At 62.4% G+C, this 18,445-nt stretch carries 16 protein-coding genes; 2 read left to right on the forward strand and 14 right to left on the reverse strand.

Annotation, left to right across the window (positions count from 1 at the left end):
- Positions 1-11: 11 nt before the first annotated feature.
- Genes fabD through L1073_RS01325 form a run of 4 tightly spaced genes read right to left on the reverse strand, consistent with a single transcriptional unit; the run spans position 12 to position 2,859 of the window.
- A complete protein-coding gene (gene fabD / locus L1073_RS01310) occupies positions 12-968 on the reverse strand; it encodes an ACP S-malonyltransferase (protein ID WP_246896438.1) in 957 nt (318 codons plus the stop codon).
- 5 nt (positions 969-973) lie between these two features.
- Positions 974-2,107: a phosphate acyltransferase PlsX gene (plsX, locus tag L1073_RS01315; RefSeq protein WP_246896940.1), complete on the reverse strand. Its 1,134-nt coding sequence runs from the start codon at positions 2,105-2,107 to the stop codon at positions 974-976.
- Positions 2,108-2,131: 24 nt separating this feature from the next.
- Positions 2,132-2,302: a 50S ribosomal protein L32 gene (gene rpmF, locus L1073_RS01320; protein WP_040243667.1), complete on the reverse strand. Its 171-nt coding sequence runs from the start codon at positions 2,300-2,302 to the stop codon at positions 2,132-2,134.
- A gap of 29 nt (positions 2,303-2,331) precedes the next feature.
- The gene (locus tag L1073_RS01325) at positions 2,332-2,859 is read right to left on the reverse strand and encodes a YceD family protein (RefSeq protein WP_246896439.1); all 528 of its coding nucleotides are present in this window, start codon (positions 2,857-2,859) and stop codon (positions 2,332-2,334) included.
- A 122-nt stretch (positions 2,860-2,981) separates the two neighbouring features.
- Between L1073_RS01325 and L1073_RS01330 the strand changes: the two genes are divergently transcribed.
- Positions 2,982-3,563 (forward strand): Maf family protein, encoded by a 582-nt coding sequence (locus tag L1073_RS01330; protein WP_246896440.1) that lies wholly within the window; start codon positions 2,982-2,984, stop codon positions 3,561-3,563.
- Between the two features lie 15 nt (positions 3,564-3,578).
- On the opposite strand, the gene sppA is transcribed toward L1073_RS01330, so the two are convergent.
- From sppA to L1073_RS01345, 3 genes are read right to left on the reverse strand one after another with little or no spacing between them, the layout of a single operon-like run.
- Entirely contained in the window at positions 3,579-4,658 is a 1,080-nt protein-coding gene (gene sppA / locus L1073_RS01335) for a signal peptide peptidase SppA (RefSeq protein ID WP_246896441.1), read from the reverse strand.
- Positions 4,655-5,362 (reverse strand): HAD family hydrolase, encoded by a 708-nt coding sequence (locus L1073_RS01340; RefSeq protein WP_246896443.1) that lies wholly within the window; start codon positions 5,360-5,362, stop codon positions 4,655-4,657. Before L1073_RS01340 ends, sppA begins: the two co-directional genes overlap by 4 nt.
- A gap of 57 nt (positions 5,363-5,419) precedes the next feature.
- Complete coding sequence (locus L1073_RS01345) at positions 5,420-6,367, reverse strand: RluA family pseudouridine synthase (protein WP_246896445.1); 948 nt, start codon at positions 6,365-6,367, stop codon at positions 5,420-5,422.
- Between the two features lie 728 nt (positions 6,368-7,095).
- Between L1073_RS01345 and rne the strand changes: the two genes are divergently transcribed.
- Positions 7,096-10,596: a ribonuclease E gene (gene rne / locus L1073_RS01350; RefSeq protein ID WP_246896446.1), complete on the forward strand. Its 3,501-nt coding sequence runs from the start codon at positions 7,096-7,098 to the stop codon at positions 10,594-10,596.
- 122 nt (positions 10,597-10,718) lie between these two features.
- On the opposite strand, the gene murB is transcribed toward rne, so the two are convergent.
- The 7 genes from murB to L1073_RS01385 form a co-directional block, all read right to left on the reverse strand.
- Positions 10,719-11,720, reverse strand: coding sequence for a UDP-N-acetylmuramate dehydrogenase (gene murB, locus L1073_RS01355; protein WP_246896447.1), 1,002 nt, complete (start codon positions 11,718-11,720; stop codon positions 10,719-10,721).
- Complete coding sequence (locus L1073_RS01360) at positions 11,707-12,207, reverse strand: low molecular weight protein-tyrosine-phosphatase (RefSeq protein ID WP_246896448.1); 501 nt, start codon at positions 12,205-12,207, stop codon at positions 11,707-11,709. The genes murB and L1073_RS01360 overlap by 14 nt, the downstream gene beginning before the upstream one ends.
- Entirely contained in the window at positions 12,204-12,980 is a 777-nt protein-coding gene (gene kdsB, locus L1073_RS01365; RefSeq protein ID WP_246896449.1) for a 3-deoxy-manno-octulosonate cytidylyltransferase, read from the reverse strand. Before kdsB ends, L1073_RS01360 begins: the two co-directional genes overlap by 4 nt.
- Positions 12,977-13,201: a Trm112 family protein gene (locus L1073_RS01370; RefSeq protein ID WP_246896450.1), complete on the reverse strand. Its 225-nt coding sequence runs from the start codon at positions 13,199-13,201 to the stop codon at positions 12,977-12,979. Before L1073_RS01370 ends, kdsB begins: the two co-directional genes overlap by 4 nt.
- On the reverse strand, positions 13,194-14,198 hold the full coding sequence (gene lpxK / locus L1073_RS01375; protein WP_246896451.1) for a tetraacyldisaccharide 4'-kinase: 1,005 nt from the start codon (positions 14,196-14,198) through the stop codon (positions 13,194-13,196). Before lpxK ends, L1073_RS01370 begins: the two co-directional genes overlap by 8 nt.
- Positions 14,195-15,862, reverse strand: a complete 1,668-nt coding sequence (gene msbA, locus L1073_RS01380; RefSeq protein ID WP_246896453.1) for a lipid A export permease/ATP-binding protein MsbA — start codon at positions 15,860-15,862, stop codon at positions 14,195-14,197. The genes lpxK and msbA overlap by 4 nt, the downstream gene beginning before the upstream one ends.
- 186 nt (positions 15,863-16,048) lie before the next feature.
- The gene (locus tag L1073_RS01385; protein WP_246896455.1) at positions 16,049-18,325 is read right to left on the reverse strand and encodes a DNA internalization-related competence protein ComEC/Rec2; all 2,277 of its coding nucleotides are present in this window, start codon (positions 18,323-18,325) and stop codon (positions 16,049-16,051) included.
- Positions 18,326-18,445: the final 120 nt, after the last annotated feature.

Here is an 18,445-nt window from a genome sequence, read left to right on the forward strand (position 1 = left end):
CGCATTCATCACTAAGACTGCTCCCCTTCGCTACGCGCCAATTCCAGTGCGCTCTCCAGCGATTCGGGGTCGTTGACGGCAAGCCCCTTGGCTTGGCGTTGAATTCGCTTGTTGAGTCCGGTCAGGACCTTACCCGGCCCACATTCGACAAAGACCCGGGCGCCGCGTTCGTACATGGCATTGACACAATCCGTCCAGCGCACCGGGCGATATAGTTGCTCGACGAGACGCTGACTGAGCGTTTGAACGTCCTCATGCGCGAGCGCATCGACATTCTGGACCACGGTATAACGTGGCGTGCGGAGATCGAGCCGTTCGATCTCCGCTGCGAGGCGCTCGGCCGCCGGCTGCATCAAGTTGCAGTGCGAGGGCACCGATACCGGCAGCGGCAACGCTCGCTTGGCGCCGGCTTCCTGGCACAAGCCGATGGCGCGATCCACGGCCGCCTTGTTGCCGGCGATCACGACCTGCCCCGGCGCATTATAGTTAACCGCCGCAACCACTTCATCTTGCGCCGCCTCGCGGCACGCTGTCTCGACCGTCGCGTCATCGAGACCGAGTACTGCGGCCATTGCGCCGCGGCCTTCGGGTACCGCCGCCTGCATTGCCTCACCGCGCAGGCGTACCAGACGCACGCCTTCCGCGAAGCGGATGACGCCGGCACATACCATGGCGCTATATTCACCCAGGCTATGGCCCGACATCACCACAGGGCGTGGGCCTTCGAGCTCTTGCCAGACGCGCCAGATCGCGACGCTAGAGGTCAACAGCGCAGGTTGCGTGCAGGCGGTAGCATTCAACGCGCTTTCGGGGCCTTCTTGCACGACTTTCCAGAGGTCGTAACCTAACGCACCGGACGCTTCGTCGAACGTGGTCCGCACGACGCTATAACGCTCGGCCAGCTCCCTCAGCATGCCGACCTGCTGGGAGCCCTGCCCCGGAAAGACGAGGGCGAGGGATTGTGTCATGACAGTCACCTTTGAGGATGGGAGTCGTCGGGTTGAGCGTCGCTCGCTAACCCGCTATCCGCTCGGCCTCCACGAGGGTCGACCGAGTGGATAGAAGGTTGGGGACGCGACGTATCACTCAACTCGCGTGCCAAATGCGAAGGCAGGTCCATGTCGACCTCGCGTACCGCGCGTGAAATGGCATAGGCAAACCCCTTGGCATCCGCACCACCATGACTCTTGACGACAATACCCGACAGCCCCAGAAGACTAGCGCCATTGTAGCGTACCGGGTCGAGTCGCCGCTTGAGACGCAGTAACGCAGGCCGTGCCATGGCACGCACCACACGCGTGGTCAGGTGCGCTTCGAACGTCTCCTGCAAGCGCGCCAGCAACATCGTCGCCAGACCCTCGCTGGCCTTGAGAACCGCATTACCCACGAAGCCGTCGCAGACCACGACATCCGCCGCGCCGGAGAAGACGCCATCGCCTTCGAGGTAACCGATATACTCGAAGCCATAACCATCTCGATGGCCCGCCACGCCTTGGCGCAGATGCTCATCTGCCTCACGTACGCTGGGCACACCTTTATTGGCTTCGACACCGATATTCAAGAGCGCCACACGCGGCGTCGCCACATCGTCGATCACCCGCGCCATGATCGCGCCCATGCGCGCGAAATCCACCAGGTGACGCGCCTGGACACCGACGTTGGCACCCAGGTCGAGCAGATAACACCGCCCACCGCCCTGGGTGGGCACCGCCGTGCTGATGGCAGGCCGGGCAATACCCTCGACCGTGCCCAATTCACGCCGCGCCAACGCCATCAGTGCCCCGGTATTCCCCGCGCTGACACAAGCATGCGTCTGGCCGTCGCGAACGCTCGCGATGGCACCCAGCATGCTCGACCCCTCGGCCTCACGCATAGCATTCGCCACCCGCATCGCCTGCGAAATCATACGCGGCGCGTGTTGCAGGACAAGGCGAGAGCGGTAGCCGGAAAGGCGCTTGGGGAGGGACTCTAGCTCGGCTTCCAAGGCGTCGCGAGGGCCGTGCATCTGAATCTCGAGATTCGAGTGCATGGCAAGCGCCTGAAGAGAGCCAATGACGGTGGCACGGGGACCCAGGTCCCCGCCCATCGCATCGATAGCGATTCGCACGGTCACGTGCGCGTCGACGACGTCTTAAACGTCGAAGACCTTGCGGCCACGGTAGAAGCCATCGGACGCCACGTGGTGACGACGATGCGTGGTGCCGGTTTCCTTGTCCTGAGACAGGGTCGGTGCGCTCAACGCATCGTGGCTACGACGCATGCCACGCTTGGAACGGCTCTTGCGGACTTTTTGAACTGCCATGGGTTACACTCCAGAGTGTCAACGATGATTCAAAGTTTGCCTTTCAAGTTACGCAGTACCTCGAAAGGGCTTGCAGGACGCTGTTTCGACACCTCGGCATCAGCGCCGCTTTCCAGCTGATCGCGCGAAACGGCGCAATCCGCTTCGTCATGATAAATCACCTGTGGCAGACTGAGGATGAGTTCATCCTCGACGACCGACAGAAGATTCAGCTGTTCGTTTTCCACCAAGACCGGCTCATAATCGCTCGGCAACTCGCCCGCCAGGCTATCATCACTGACAAGACCCAACAGAAAGCGACTATCCAACGTCACCGGCATGAACTCCAGACAGCGTCTGCAAGGCATCTGCACATGCGCCAGGAGATGACCGTCCATGAGGCGCCGCCCTTGCGTATCGATGTCGAAACTCAAGCGTACCTCGCAGTCGCCCTGTTGGGCGCCGATCTCTTCGCCAAGACGCTGCATCGCATCAAGCGCCGCTAGCCCTTCGAGACGTTCGCGATTGGCAGCGAGCTTATATGGCTCGATCTGCTTGGGGAGTCGTGTGGTTAACATAGGCGCGCAATAATAGGGACTCACCCCGACGCTGTCAAAACAAGCGCACTGTACACAACCAGCCGGGCGCGGCAGACTGCGATTTGACGCGCCATACCGCCATCGTTTTTCCAGGAGACGCCATGACCCGCCTCGTACTCGCTTCCGGCTCCCGTTGGCGCCGCCAGCTTCTCGACCGTCTCGAGCTGCCTTATGCATGGGCCTCGCCGGATATCGACGAAACCCCGCTCCCCCGCGAATCCGCCCAGGCTCTGGTGCACCGCCTCGCCTTGGGCAAGGCCACGGCCCTGGCCGGCGAATATCCCGAGCACTTGATCATCGGCTCGGATCAGGTCTGCCTGTTCGACGGCGAGATACTAGGCAAGCCCGGCGACATGGCCACCGCCCGCGCCAATCTGCGCCGCTTCTCGGGTCGCCATGTGCGCTTTGTGACCGGTCTTGCCTTGATCGATACCGCCCACGCGCGCCATTGGGTCGATCACGAACGTTACGACGTGGTGTTTCGCGAGCTCAACGATACCCAGATCGAGCGTTACGTCGAGAAGGAACGCCCGCTGGATAGCGCCGGAAGCTTTCGCATGGAGGGGCTGGGCATTACGCTTTTCGAACGCCTCGAAGGACGCGACCCCAACACCTTGATCGGCCTGCCGCTGATACGTCTATGTGAAATGTTGCGCGAAGCCGGTCTCGACCCATTGGGGTGACACCGGCCGGGCATCTCATTGCACCTGATAGCGCACGGGCGACGCATTGCTGGAAATGCCGGCCCAATCGGCCGCGACACGCCCCAACTGGCGTGACAAGCGGCTCAAGGGATCGAGCGCCGGCGTATAATCGTGCAACGGCACATCATCGAAGCGTTCTCGAGACACTCCATCGAGACTCTCCAGACCGTCGATCAGCCCCAGATCGAGCGCCTGCTCCCCGGTCCAGACCAGGCCGGAAAAGAGCCTTGGGTCGTCGGCCAGGCGTTCGCCGCGCCCGTCCTTGACGTCGTCGATGAACTGACGGTGCGTCGTATCCAGCACGTCCTGCCAGAACTGTTGTTGCTCATCATGCATCGGGGAAAACGGGTCGAGAAACGCCTTGTTGTCACCGGAGGTAAAGACCCGGCGTTCGATGCCCAGCTTATCGATGGCCTCCTGCATCCCAAAGCCGGAATAGATGACACCGATGGAACCCACCAGGCTCGCCGGGGCGGCATAAATATCGTCCGCCGCCGACGCCATGTAGTAGGCACCGCTCGCGCCGATATCCTCGATCACCGCGATGACCGGCTTGTCGCCTTTTTCCGTCAAACGGCGCACTTCATCATAGACACGCTGTGACTGCACCGGGCTGCCACCGGGACTATTGATATGCAGCACCACTGCCCGCGACGACGGCGCCTGCCACGCGGCACGCAAGCCCTCGATGATGCGCTCGGCACTGGCCTCGCCATCGGCATCGATGACACCCTCGACCTCGACGACGCCCAGATGGGAAGCACCGACACCACCCGCCATGTCGCGACCAGAGAAGAATAACGCATACGCCGTCATCGCCAGCGACGACGCAATCAGCAGCACGACCACCAGACGAAAGAATAGCTTCCAGCGCCGCGAACGCCGCTGCTCGACGAGTACGCCGTCGATCCAGCGATCGAGCATGCGCTGCTCGCGCAGGCGCCGCAGCTCACGCAAGCGTTCGGGGTCGCTTGTCGCCTCTTCGTCAGACTCGTCGGCCGGGTGGCGTTCGCGCGACGCACGTCCGACCTCGGGGCCCTGCGTCCAGGCATCGTCACGTTTATCGTCACTCATGAGATTTCACTCTGCCTCGCGTTGCCCGGTCTTGTATCCAGCACGTCATCGTGGTCCACATACAGCCAATCCATCAACGCCGGGAACGTATCGGCCATCAGCACCGGCTCGCTACGCGCCAGGCGCTCGCGCGCATGCACGCCATAGGTCACCGCCACGCGATCCATGCCCAGTGCCCGCGCCATTTCCATGTCGTACTCGGTATCGCCAACCATCAACGCCTCTTCCGGCGCCAAACGCATCTCGGCCAGCAACTCTTGCAGCATGCGCGGATGCGGCTTGGACAGCGTTTCGTCGGCCGTACGGCTAGCATGGAACCATTCGCCACTGCCCGTGCTCGTGAAAATGCGTTCCAGCCCACGCCGGCTCTTACCGGTCGCCACTGCCAGTCGCATGTTCGACTCGCCGCGCAGACGCGCAATGCCGGATACCACGCCATCGAAGAAGTGCATCGGCTCGCGCTCGGCAGCAACGAAGTGTGCCGCGTAACGCTCACGTAAACGCTCACGCTGCGCCGCCGTCATGCCCGGGCATAATTTGGCGATGGCTTCCGGTAGCCCCAAGCCAATGATGTCGTAAACCGCCGCGTCCGACAGCGGCGTCCAGCCGACATCCTGCGCGGCTGCCTGCATGCAGGCAACGATCCGCGCTGCGGAATCCATCAGGGTGCCGTCCCAGTCGAAAATCACTAAACGATAGCGCAAACCACTTCCCTCCCACCGGCGTTATTAGATGCCGCGCCATCGCGGCCAATGAGCCAATCAACTTGTACGGCGCGCCCTCGCCAACACCGCCTCGAGCGTATCACCCAGCGGCGCTTTGACGTGTACCGGGCGCCCGCTCGAGGGTTCGGGAAAGGTCAGAGCATGCGAATGCAGGAACAAGCGATCGAGCTTCAACTCACGCGCCAAGCGTACACCCTCGCGGGTACCGTATTTGTCGTCACCCAACAATGCATGCCCAGCATGCGCGGCATGCACGCGAATCTGGTGGGTGCGCCCAGTCACCGGCTCGGCCTCGATCAGCGTGACACGCGAGAACGCCTCGCGCACGCCGAAACGCGTACGCGACACCTTGCCTTGGTTATCGACACGCACGCGACGCTCGCCGTTACCTGCATTGAAGCGATCGAGCCGGGCGCTGACGAACTCGCGTCGTATCGGCCAGCGCCCCTGAACCAGGGCCAGATACTGCTTATCCATCTGATGGGCCTTGAGCGCCTGATTCAAGGTCACCAGCGCCTCGCGAGACTTGGCCAGCAACAAGCAACCGGAGGTATCCCGATCCAGGCGATGCACCAACTCCAGGAAATCGAGATCGTCACGGACCTGGCGCAGCGCCTCGATCAACCCGATCTTCACACCACTACCACCATGCACGGCGAGGCCTGCCGGCTTATTGAGCACCAGCCAGTCAGGGCCCTCGACCAGCACGCTGCCTGCTAGCAGATTGCGCAGCCCGTCACTGACTTCGCGCACGGCTTCTTCGGGGGCCAGACGTAACGGCGGTATGCGCACCATGTCGCCCAGCACCAGACGGTAGTCCGCCTTGACCCGCTTTTTGTTGACGCGAATCTCACCCTTGCGCACGATGCGATAAATCAAGGATTTGGGTGCCCCCTTGAGCCGCGTACGCAAGAAATTGTCGATACGTTGCCCGACCTGCCCTTCGCTTATTTCCACCCACTGTACGTCGCGGCCTTCGGCCATGCGCACCCTCTCCTTTACGATTCGCCACCGAATTGTCGCCACTTGACGCCGATCGACATTCTACCGCAGCGAGACCGACTTGACGCTAATTGCTGCGTTATCGCTTTACTGTTATATTCGAAGCTCGCTCTAATGGGCATCAAGCGCCCGCCAGTTGCGCCTGCTTTGCAGACATGCAGGCCCGAGCGAAGAACATGATATCCCCGCTGGCGAAGACATCATCGCCGCATTTGGGGAACGAACGTTTGGAACGCCATGCCCGCCGGGGGCGCACGATATATGTTCGGCGCCCCCACACGGGGTGACATAAACACCGTGCCGGGGCCGGCGTCGCCGAATCGACTTATTGCTAGATGTCTGGCGGATGACCGCAGGGCCGGACGGGCACACTCCCGCCGGGACACGTCCTGCCTCCGCCGCGTACTCAACATGCTCTTACAGTGTTCAGGGATGTATACGACAGGATCGATACGAACGGGATAACGAAGTTGAACACCCCTCGAAGCGCTGGCGGGCCCCCTCGTCCACCGCATTCGGCGGCCATCATCACGCGCATCGTTCCCACCGGGCGGTGACGACCGTTGGTATGCCTGTCTTGTTGCCCACGGCCTCCGGGTCGCCACGACATCGTCACGACATGCACTGAGCACAAGCATGCAAGCAAACGATTCGACGCGCCGTTTCCACGCCTTGTCGTTAGACCGGCACGCTTAGTCAGTGAGACTTGCATGAAACGAATGCTCATCAATGCGACACAGCCCGAAGAGCTGCGTGTCGCGCTCGTCGATGGACAACGCCTTTACGACCTCGACATCGAATCCGGCGCCAGGGAACAAAAAAAGGCCAACATCTACCGTGGCCGCATCACGCGCATCGAGCCCAGTCTCGAAGCAGCCTTCGTCGATTTCGGTGCCGAACGCCACGGTTTTCTCCCGCTCAAGGAAATCTCACGGGAGTACTTCAGCAAAGAACCGTCCGGGCGTCCCAACATCAAGGAAGTCCTCAAGGAAGGCCAGGAAGTCATCGTCCAGGTCGACAAGGAGGAACGTGGCAACAAAGGCGCCGCGTTGACCACCTTTATCAGCCTGGCCGGGCGTTTCCTCGTGCTGATGCCCAACAATCCCCGCGCCGGCGGCATCTCGCGGCGTATCGAGGGCGACGACCGCACGCAGCTCAAGGATGCCATGGGCCAGCTCACCGTTCCCGACAAGATGGGCGTCATCGTGCGTACCGCCGGGATCGGGCGCTCCCCCGAGGAACTCCAGTGGGACATGGACTACCTCGTACAGGTATGGGAAGCGATTACCGAGGAAGCCGGCAAGCGTAGCGCGCCCTTCCTCATCTACCGCGAGTCCAATGTCATCATCCGCGCCATGCGCGATTACCTGCGCCATGATATCGGCGAGGTCTTGATCGACAGCCCCGAGGTGCACGAGGAAGCCCTGCACTTCATTCGTCAGGTCATGCCCTCTTACCAGAACAAGATCAAGCTTTACGCCGACGATGTGCCGTTGTTCTCGCGCTTCCAGATCGAGTCGCAGATCGAGACCGCCTATCAGCGTGAAGTCAAACTGCCCTCCGGCGGCGCCGTGGTCATCGATCATACCGAGGCCCTGGTGTCCATCGACATCAACTCGGCACGCGCCACGCGCGGCAGCGACATCGAGGAAACCGCGCTACAGACCAACCTCGAAGCCTCCGACGAAATCGCACGTCAGTTGCGCCTTCGCGATATCGGCGGCCTGGTGGTCATCGACTTCATCGACATGACGCCGGCCAAGAATCAGCGCGAAGTGGAAAATCGTGTCCGCGATGCACTCAAGCTCGATCGCGCCCGCGTGCAGATCGGACGCATCTCGCGCTTCGGCCTGATGGAAATGTCGCGCCAACGCCTGCGGCCCTCGCTCGGCGAAACCAGCGGCGTGGTCTGCCCACGTTGCAACGGTCAAGGCACCATCCGCGATGTACGCTCCATCTCGCTGTCCATCATGCGTCTCATCGAAGAAGAGGCCATGAAGGAACGCAGCTCGCAGATTCGCGCGGTTCTCCCGGTACCGGTGGCAACCTACCTGCTCAACGAAAAGCGCAGCGTGCTCAACGACATCGAGCAGCGGCAAGGCGTTCAGGTCGTACTCTTGCCGAATCCCGAGATGGATACGCCGCATTACGACATGCAACGCCTGCGCGACGACCAGGTCAACGAAGAAGACGGCCAACGTTCGAGCTTCGAATTGGCGACCGAGACCGAACATACCCAGGAACCCGATCCGGCGTTCGACAAGCCGGTACAGCGCGCCGAAGCCGCCGTCAAGAGCGTCGCACATAACGCCCCTGCGCCGACCTCGCTGCAGACCGATGCCGAGTCCCAGGACAAGCCGAGCGCTGCGAGCGCCACGCCGAGCGCCACCACGACACCTTCGCAAGCCGCTGAAAGCGGGCTTTTCTCGCGCATGGTGAAGGGTCTCGGCAAGCTGCTCAACAGCAATGATAGCGCCACCTCGACACAAGGCTCACAGGGCTCCGCCTCTGGCGCCGAGTCGCCCAAGCGCGCCGCCAGCACGTCGTCCAAGACTGATTCCTCGCAACAGCGCAACCGTAGCGGCAACAGCCAAGCGGAACGCTCAGACGACAAGAAGTCCGCCGACAAGCAGCAGCGTCAGACGTCTCGCGACAACAATGATACGCGCCGCGATACGGCATCCAGCAGTGGCAACAGTAGCCGCAATGGCAACAATAATCGCCGGCGTCGCAATGGCGAGGAATCACAAGATCGTCAGGCATCGCGCAACGAAGGCCGCCGCGAGGAAAGCAACGGCTCGCAGTCCAACCGCAATTCGCGGCCCTCGCGTGGCGCCGGCAAGTCCAACAATGCCGAGCGTAGCGAAAAATCCAGTAACGACGACAACGCGAAGCAGGACACTCGTAACGACGGTCGCAACGAAGCCCGTAATGCCGGTAAATCCAGCAAGCCCCGCGCGGAAAACAAGGATACCAAGGCCAATAAGCCCAAGTCGGAGACTACGCCACAAGCGACGTCCAGCGACAAGGCCTCTGAAAAGTCCTCTCCGGCGAAAGACGACACGCCGAAGGCAGACAGCAAGCCGAAGCGCACGCGCAACAACCCACGTCAGCGCAGCCGCAAGCATGCCGTGAATCCGCAAGCCGTCGCCGAGCAGGAAAAACTGCAAGCGCAACAGCAGGAAGCGGCAAGCGAACCGGCACAAGGTGCTCATAGCGAAGTCTCCAGCGCCGCACCCTCGCCCGCCGAGCCGGCAGAAGACAAAGCGAGCGCCACGCCGAGCGAGGCCGCATCGTCTGCAGTGACCGAAGCGCCTTCCGATACAGCGTCGCAGTCTAACGAGACGCAACCCGGCGAGAAGCAGTCTCGCATGGCGACGGATGACGATGCCCAGGCGGAGAAATCCCGCCAGAATGCGGCAACGCCATCGCACCCGGCCGAAGCATCGGTGGAGAGCGACACTGTCGAGGCGACGCAAGACATGGCGACGCAGACGCCTGAAACGGACAGCGCCGAACGTTCCGCCGCCCAAGCGGTACCAGAAGACGTTTCCGCTGATGGCTCTTCACAAGCGCCCGCTGGTGGCTCTTCACAAGCGTCCGCTGATGGCTCTCCGGCACAGGCACCGACGCAAGCCGCTCCTGAGGATACCGGCGAAGCCGCCGAAGCAACCCCGAAGGAGGAAAGCGCTGCAGCTTCTGGCACCGAGCACAGCGCTCCGCAGGCCAGCGATGCGCCGGTCGCGGCGGACGAGCAAGACGCGCCGTCTACGCCCACCGAGCCCCTCGCGGCTCAGGCGAGCGATGACAAGCCGGTCAACGATGACGTGACGCCGTCCTCCCAGGCTGAGGACGATAACGTCGCCGTCACCGGTGCACCCGCCGCGACGACGCCCTCGAGCAGCGCCGAAGAACAAGCCAGCTCGGCTTCGGCCCCGACGCCCACAGCGGCACCCAAGGTCGAAACGCCGACCTCGCCCGATGCGTCGGCCGGCGCCGAGGAAACGTCCGTGACGCCGGCCGAGTCCCCGGCACCGACGGCCACATCTCGCGCCAAGGAGGCATCCGCTCCGGCAGCCACGACCACGGTCGCGTCGCAACAACCGCAGGAAACGACCACGCCGCGTCAGCGCCGTCGCGCCCACAACGACCCACGCGAACAGCGTCATCGTCTCCAGGAAAATCTCTTCCGCGGCGACGACAACGCCTAAGCCCCCAGGCGGCCGATCGGCCGCCTTGCAGTCACAAAAACGCCTGAAGGATTCCTCCTTCAGGCGTTTTTTATGGTCGCGTCACCTAGACGCTCAATAATGCATCGTTTGACGGATGTAACCTATCCCATCAGGCGCGGCTCTCGCTCCAGCAACACCCCAAACGCCTGCCGTACGGTATCGCAAATATGTTCGGCCAGTACCAACAGCTCCTGCCTGTCGCCACCACCGAAGTGCACCAGTACCAAGGCCTGATGCTCATGCACGCCAAAGGCGCCGAAGCGTGCCCCTTTGAAACCGCAGTGCTCGATCAACCATCCTGCGGCCAGCTTGACGCTTCCATCCGGTTGCGGAAAATGCGGCATCGCAGGATATTCCCGCAAAAGACGCTCAGCTTGAGTCGCCTCGATCACGGGATTGGTAAAGAAACTGCCGGCGTTACCCAGCACGGCAGGATCGGGCAGCTTCTCTCGCCTCACGGCACATACGGCATCAAAGATCTCCCGTACCTCCGGGTGTGCCGAGACACGCTTGGCGAGATCGCCGTAGCCCAAGCGAGGCGAAGGGCGGCGCGACACTCTCAACACCACCTGCGTCACCACGACACGCCCTGCCAAGGCACGCTTGAAAATGCTATCGCGATAGGCGAATTCACAATCATCGCGCGAGAAAACGGCGTCGCGACCATCATCGCAGTGGATGACATGGACCGCGTCCAGGACATCGGCGAGTTCGACACCGTAGGCGCCGATATTCTGGATCGGTGCGGCCCCGACATGGCCGGGAATCAACGCCAGATTTTCGATTCCCCACCAGCCGCGCTCAACGCATGCTGTGACAAGATCGTGCCAGGGCAACCCCGCCTGGGCGTAGACGCGAATCGTCTGCTCGTCGCTTTCTTCCCACCACCAGTCGTCACACGCTACTTGCAAGGTCACGCCTGAGAGACGGGGCGCGAGAATCAGGTTGCTGGCGCCGCCCACGATATGGAGCGGCGACGTATCCCGTGCAGCCATGGCCAGCGCGGTGCGTACCTCATCGTGCGTAGTGGCCGCGATGAAACGTTTCGCATGACAGGGCAGCCCCAGCGTATTATCGAGTGCCGCAGCCTCAGCGAGCGCCATCGCCAGGCTCCGGCTGCGTTTCAAGGCGTTGACGACAGCTCTCGATCAAGCCGTCGGCCGCCTCCTCGATCAAGGCGAACACATTGGCAAAACCATCCCCTGCGCCGTAATACGGGTCCGGCACCGAGCGTCCGGGCGTCCCCGCGAAATCCAGCAGCAGGCCGAGATGCGCCTGACAGTCGTCGGGCGCCATACGCCGCATATGAGCAAGGTTGTCCGCGTCCATGGCCAACACGTAATCGAACGCCTGGAAATCGTCGACACCGAGCTGGCGCGCGCGTAGCGAGGCAATGTCGATACCTCGCGCTCGCGCTTCCGCCTGGGCACGCGGATCGGGCGATTCGCCCACATGCCAGCGCCCGGTACCACATGAATCGAGCGCCACGACATCCTCGAGTCCCGCTGCCTGCAAGCGCGCCCTGACGATGCCTTCAGCAGTGGGTGAGCGGCATATATTGCCTAAACACACAAAGAGAATGCGGATCATGTCGCGCCCTCCTCCTCGTCGGCGATCAGCCGTCGCACCCGTTCGAGATCTTCCTGGGTATCGACCCCTGCCGGGTGCGCCTCGCTGGCCAATGCCACCTGGATGCGATGCCCATGGTGCATGGCACGCAATTGCTCGAGCTGCTCCAACTGTTCGAGCGGCGACGGCAGCCAGTCGACATACTCGGTCAGGAAACTGGCGCGATACGCATAGAGCCCGATATGGCGCAGCCAGGCATCGGTCTCGAGATGATCGGGACGCTGGGCGAAGCTCTCTCGATCCCAGGGCACCGGCGCGCGGGAGAAATACAGCGCGCGCCCGTATAGATCGCGCACCACCTTGACCACATTGGGATTGAACAAGGTCTCGACGTCGCCGATGGGCTCCGCCAGGGTGGCAATCGAGGCACTCGCATCGTCGGCGAGACGCCGTGCCACCTGATCGATCAGCGACGCTGGAATGAGCGGCTCATCGCCCTGCACGTTGACCACGATGGTATCGGCATCCAAACCAAGACGCGCCGCCACTTCGGCAAGGCGATCGGTGCCGGAGGGATGATCGCGCTCGGTGAGCATGACCTCGGCCTCATAGGGCCGCATAGCCGACTCGATGCGTACATCATCGGTGGCCACCACCACACGCGTGGCACCGCTTTGGCAGGAACGTCGCCATACGCGCGCGATCATCGGCTCGCCGTGGAGCTCCAACAAGGGCTTGCCCGGTAGCCGCGAGGAGCCATAGCGCGCCGGTATCACCACGACCACATCATTCATGTAGCGCTATCCCGTGCCTCTCCAGCACTACTGCGAGACTTGGCCAGCTTCTCATCGGCGTCCATGCGGCGCGCTTGTTCCGCCAACATCACCGGAATTTCGTCTTCCACGGGATATGCCAGGCCATCGAAGTGACACTTGAGTTCACCGCGCTCGCGGTCGTACTTGAGCTTGCCCTGACAGTGAGGGCACACCAGCATTGCCAGCATTTGCTTATCCATGGTTCACCTCGTCGGTCAATGCCGCCAAGCGGCCTTCTAGCCAAGTCATGAGCGCCGGGTCGGGATGCGCTTCGACATCCAGTACCCAGCACCGTTCGTGTGCGAAGGTACGACACTTGACCGCATCCTTGGCCGTCATGACCACCGGCCGATTGTCGGAAAATTGCAGATCGGCGGCATCGAAGCGGTGGTGATCGGCCAAGGGACAAGGGTCGAATTCGACGTTTAGCCCTGCCAGTGTCTCGAAGAAACGCGATGGATGACCGATCCCTGCCACGGCATGCACGCGTCCATTGAACGGTCGCCCTTCAATGGGATAGCAGACATTATCGATCAGATGCCGCCACCGCGACGGCACCAGATGCATGCTGTAGTGAGGCACCGGTAAATCCTGCTGCAGGGGGCCATTGCCGATGACTGCGTCCACGTCTTCCAACCGGGAAAGCGGTTCACGCAGCGGCCCCGCGGGCAGGCAGCGGCCATTGCCGAAGCCGCGCGCGCCATCCACCACCACGAGTTCGATATCGCGTCCCATGGTCAGATGCTGAAGACCGTCATCGGAGAGCAGGATATCGCAACCAGCCGCGATCAACTTGCGAGCGGCACGCGGACGATCGGGGTCGACCGCGACCGGAAGTCCCGTCTGGGCCGCCAGCATGACTGGCTCGTCACCCGCTTCTGCAGGTGAGGTTTCCGGCGTCACGTACAACGGATAGCGATTTGCATGACCGCCATAGCCACGCGAGACGATGCCCGGATGCCAACCACGTTCGGCGAGCCAGCGTGCCATCCACGCCACCAGGGGTGACTTCCCGGTCCCTCCCACGGAAAGATTGCCAATCACGATCAACGGCACCGGAGGTGCCCAGACCGTCTTCGTGCCACGTTGATAGGCCCTGCGTCGCGCCCCCATGGCCGAGGCATACAGCCCCGCCAGGGGACGCAGCGGCATGAGCCAGGCCGCGTCACGGTACCAGGCATCCTGCAAGCGACTCACTCGGCCTCCTGGAATTGCAGTTGATGAAGTGCTGCATATGCACCATCGCGCGCCAGCAGTTCGGCATGTGTGCCGCTTTCGATGATCTCGCCCTGCTCCATGACCAGAATACGGTCGGCACGTTCGATGGTCGACAGGCGATGGGCAATGACAAAGGTCGTGCGCCCGCGGCATACCGTTTCCAGCGCTTGCTGAATATAACGCTCGGACTCGGTATCCAACGCCGAGGTCGCCTCGTCGAGCACCAATACGGGGGCATCCTTGAAAATGGCTCGCGCGATGGCCAGACGCTGCCGCTGGCCGCCGGACAACATCACCCCGTTATCGCCAACGACGGTATCATAACCGTTCGACAAGTGTTCGATGAACTCATGTGCGTGGGCAGCGCGTGCGGCGCGCTCGATGGCCTCTCTATCGGAATCCGGATACCCGTACGCAATATTGGCAGCGATGGTGGTATTGAAAAGTGTCACCTGCTGAGACACCAGGGCGATGCGCTGACGCAGGGGCGACAGCGAATAGCTCTGGAGATCCACGTCATCTAGCGTCACTCTCCCCTCGGAGGGACGATAGAAACGTGGTAGCAGGCTCACCATGGTCGACTTACCGCTGCCGGAACGGCCCACAATGGCGATCATCTCCCCGGCAGGGATATCAAAATCGACACCCTTGAGCACCTCGGACTGATCTTCACCATAGCGAAAGCGCACGCACTCGAAACGCACATGCCCGTCGATGCGCGCCGGTACGTAGGTACCATTGTCGACTTCGGAAGGCTCCTCGAGAAGACCGAACAACTCCTGCGAGGCCGAGAGTCCTTTCTGAATCGTACTATTGATCTCGGTAAGCTGCCGCACCGGCTTGGCCATCAACGACGCGGCAGTGATGAAGGCCACGAACTCGCCGGGTGTCATCGACGCCATGAGAGCCGGCGACATTGCCAGCCACACCAGCCCTGCCAGCGACAGCGCCACCAATAACTGAATGACTGGCGTGCTGATGGCCTTGGTCAACGCCACTTTCATGCTCTGTTCACGGTTGTAATTGCTGGCCTCGGCGAAGCGCGCCTTTTCATAGCCTTCAGCGCCGTGAGTACGTACCACGCGATAACCCGATAACGCTTCGGAGGCCACGTGAGTGACATCACCCATCGAATTCTGAATGTGCCGCGACAGGCGCCGAAAACGCTTGCTGGTATAACGGACCACCAAGCCGATCAGCGGTGTAACGGCCAGGAAGATCAACGTCAGCATCCAGTTGGTCCAGAGGAGATAACTGATCAGGCCGATCACGAACAGGCCTTCGCGCAAGATGATGGTGATGGCGTTGGTCGCAGCCCCGGTCACCTGCTCGACATGGTAGGTGACACGTGACAGCAGGTGACCGCTGGAATGCATATCGAAAAAACGTCCCGGCAAGCGCAGCATGTGGTTGAACACTTCGCAGCGCAATGTATGCACCACGTTACGCGCCACATCGCTCATATAATAGGTACCCAGGAATGTCCCCACCCCCCGCGCCGCAAACATGCCGATCACGAATAGGGGCAACATCAGGCGAAAGGCCGCATCGGGGTTCTGAATACCGTCGATCAAGCGCTTCATCATTTCCGCCAACGCGGTGCTCGATGCCGCATAGATGGCATATCCCACCACAGCGGCCATGAATGCCTTCCAATGCGGTTTAACGTATCCCAGCAAGCGACGATAAAGGGACCAACTGGTAGCGTTTCTCACGGCGTCTCCGCTGGTTGAGAGGCTTGCTCGCCCCACACATGGGGCAACTGCTGAAAATAGGCGATACACGAGCCAATGGTGGCGCGCCACGTGCCCGATGACGATACACACGTATCAACCGCCGGATTCTACCCCAATGCACGCCCCTTCGACACCGCTGGGCGGGCGTGCCGGATGCATGCGCGGCGCCGGTACGCCCAGCGTGAAACGCAACGCGCCGTCCGTCGCGGTATTCCATAAGCAGCTTCCGGCACGACGAAAACGGCGCACTACCTCGGGGTGCGGATGCCCATGCGCATTGTCCCGCCCGGCACTGAAGATGACATGTCTCGGCCGAGTGCGGGCCACGAACGCCGGCGAGGAACTGGTACGGCTGCCATGATGGCCGGCGACCAGGACCGTCAGCGTGTGCTCGAGCCCCACCAGCAAACGCCGCTCGATGGCTGTGCTCGCGTCGCCGGTGATCAGCAGGCGCTGATCGCCGGCCGTCACTTGCAATACGCACGAACGATCGTTGTCGGAGCGCGTCACGTCGCTCGCCACTGGCGATAGAAAACGATAGTCGACGCCGTCTCTTTGCCACTCCACGCCCCAGCGACATGCCCGTGTGGCGACGCCCACGGGCATGTCCGGCGGCCCCCACCAGCGCGCCACATGATGCATCTCGTCAATCGTAGCCACCCCGCCGGCATGATCGCGATCGCTATGACTGACGATGACATCGTCGAAACGTCGCCCCGCTGGCCACAACGATTCGGCGGGCGTGAACCCCGAGCCATAGCGCGGCCCCGTGTCGAAGAGTAGATGCTGCGTGGCACTGCGCAGCTCGACCAGTTGCCCTTGCCCCACATCGTGCACGACAACCACGACCCGCCCCGGTGCAATAGCGGGCGGACGCAGGGCGAACGCCAGGACGATCAGGCTCACCGAGGCCCACAGACGTATATACCCCACCAGCCCGGGGATCAGCCACACCATGCCCAATGCGGCCAATATCAGTGCCAGCGGCCATGTCTCCCATATCGGCGGCGACCATACAGGCAACCACGCGGCGGCCAGCGTCAGGCCCTTCCAGACGATGTGAGCGAGGCCGTCGAAGGCATGCCAGGGAACTATCGCCAGTGTCGGTGACCACGCCAGCGCCCAGCCCAGGAGCCCTAATGGCACCATGATGCTGCCGACTAGCGGCACCGCCACCAGATTGACCAGCGGCCCCACCGGTGCCAGCCGTTCGAAACCGATCAACACGGCGGCAGCCATGAACGGCGCCAGCAAGCATTGCGAGCGGGCCAGTGCCCACAGCCATCCGCGCACACCACGCGGTGCGGGACGTCCCTGCCAGGCCGCAATCAGCACGCCCACCGCGAGAAACGACAGCCACAATCCGGGGCGCCATACCGTGAGCGGATCACTCACCACGATCACCAGCAGCGCCAGCCACCAAGCCTGCCACGGCCCCGGCGCATGACGCCCACTGGCCACCCACAGCCCCAGCAGGGCCATCACCGTAGCGCGTAGCGCGGGTGGCTCGAATCCTGCCATAGCGGCGTACCCCAGCGTCGCAAGCCCTGCTAGCCACCATGGCCAGGTTGCGAGTCGCCAATGACCTGGCGTCACACCTCGTGCCAGCAGGCGCAGCAACAACAGTGTCACGCTTGCCACCAAGCCGACATGCAGCCCGGATATGACCATCAGGTGCGTGGTCCCGGTCGCGTTGAGCAAGTCCCAGTCGTCTTGCGTCAGACGCTCGCTAACGCCCAGGGTGAGCGCCGACAGCCAGCGGGTAGCAAGCCCCGACAACTCTCGCGTATCCAGAAACGCCAAGCCGGCATCGCGTAGGGTCGGGGACGTGCCACTCAAACGCTGGGTTACGGACGAATCACGCACATATCCTGTCGCCTGGATGCCTTCGCGCCATAGCCACGCCGCGTAATCGAATCCGTAGCCATTGGCAAAGCCCTGCGGCGGACGCAAGCGCACACGCCATCGCCAGCGCTCACCGGTGTGCATCACCGGTGCGTCGTACCATGACAGCCGCACCCTCGATAGTGCGTCGCATGGTGGCAACCCGGCCTCTTGTGGCGCGCAATGCGTTACCGCTACGCGCAGGCGTGTCAGGCCTTGGTCGCGACGGACCTGCGTGACCCGCCCGGCAAGCGTGACATCCTGACGCGACAAGCCCTCGGGCAACGTTCCCGAGCGCTGCTCGGCGACCTGCCACGCGCATAACCCCACGACGACGAGCATCGCAAGCCATCGCCATCGTCCGCGAGCCACCGCCAACGCAATGGCCACCCCCCACACGCAGACGCCACCGGCCATCCCCCACCAGCCCCAGACACTGCCGGCGAGTGCCGCCAAGGCCAGCGGCATCGCCCATCCCAGATTCATTCGCCATCCTTTTCTTAGCTAATGACGATATATGATCGACTGCTGCGCGCTGGCGCGCAACGATAGCGAGATCCCAAGGTTGTATGGATAATGAATCGACACTTCGACAGCTCGTGGGGA

This window comes from Chromohalobacter nigrandesensis (genome assembly GCF_023061285.1).
GTDB lineage: Bacteria > Pseudomonadota > Gammaproteobacteria > Pseudomonadales > Halomonadaceae > Chromohalobacter > Chromohalobacter nigrandesensis.

Bases quoted from the DNA above. Each gene is read 5' to 3' on its own strand.
- L1073_RS01325 (WP_246896439.1), bottom strand. From the start codon at position 2,859: ATGTTAACCACACGACTCCCCAAGCAGATCGAGCCATATAAGCTCGCT.
- L1073_RS01370 (WP_246896450.1), bottom strand. From the start codon at position 13,201: ATGGATAAGCAAATGCTGGCAATGCTGGTGTGCCCTCACTGTCAGGGC.
- rpmF (WP_040243667.1), bottom strand. From the start codon at position 2,302: ATGGCAGTTCAAAAAGTCCGCAAGAGCCGTTCCAAGCGTGGCATGCGT.
- fabD (WP_246896438.1), bottom strand. From the start codon at position 968: ATGACACAATCCCTCGCCCTCGTCTTTCCGGGGCAGGGCTCCCAGCAG.
- L1073_RS01345 (WP_246896445.1), bottom strand. From the start codon at position 6,367: ATGGCCGAAGGCCGCGACGTACAGTGGGTGGAAATAAGCGAAGGGCAG.
- L1073_RS01385 (WP_246896455.1), bottom strand. From the start codon at position 18,325: ATGAATCTGGGATGGGCGATGCCGCTGGCCTTGGCGGCACTCGCCGGC.
- kdsB (WP_246896449.1), bottom strand. From the start codon at position 12,980: ATGAATGATGTGGTCGTGGTGATACCGGCGCGCTATGGCTCCTCGCGG.
- L1073_RS01360 (WP_246896448.1), bottom strand. From the start codon at position 12,207: ATGATCCGCATTCTCTTTGTGTGTTTAGGCAATATATGCCGCTCACCC.
- sppA (WP_246896441.1), bottom strand. From the start codon at position 4,658: ATGAGTGACGATAAACGTGACGATGCCTGGACGCAGGGCCCCGAGGTC.
- murB (WP_246896447.1), bottom strand. From the start codon at position 11,720: ATGGCGCTCGCTGAGGCTGCGGCACTCGATAATACGCTGGGGCTGCCC.
- msbA (WP_246896453.1), bottom strand. From the start codon at position 15,862: ATGGCCGCTGTGGTGGGATATGCCATCTATGCGGCATCGAGCACCGCG.
- rne (WP_246896446.1), top strand. From the start codon at position 7,096: ATGAAACGAATGCTCATCAATGCGACACAGCCCGAAGAGCTGCGTGTC.
- L1073_RS01330 (WP_246896440.1), top strand. From the start codon at position 2,982: ATGACCCGCCTCGTACTCGCTTCCGGCTCCCGTTGGCGCCGCCAGCTT.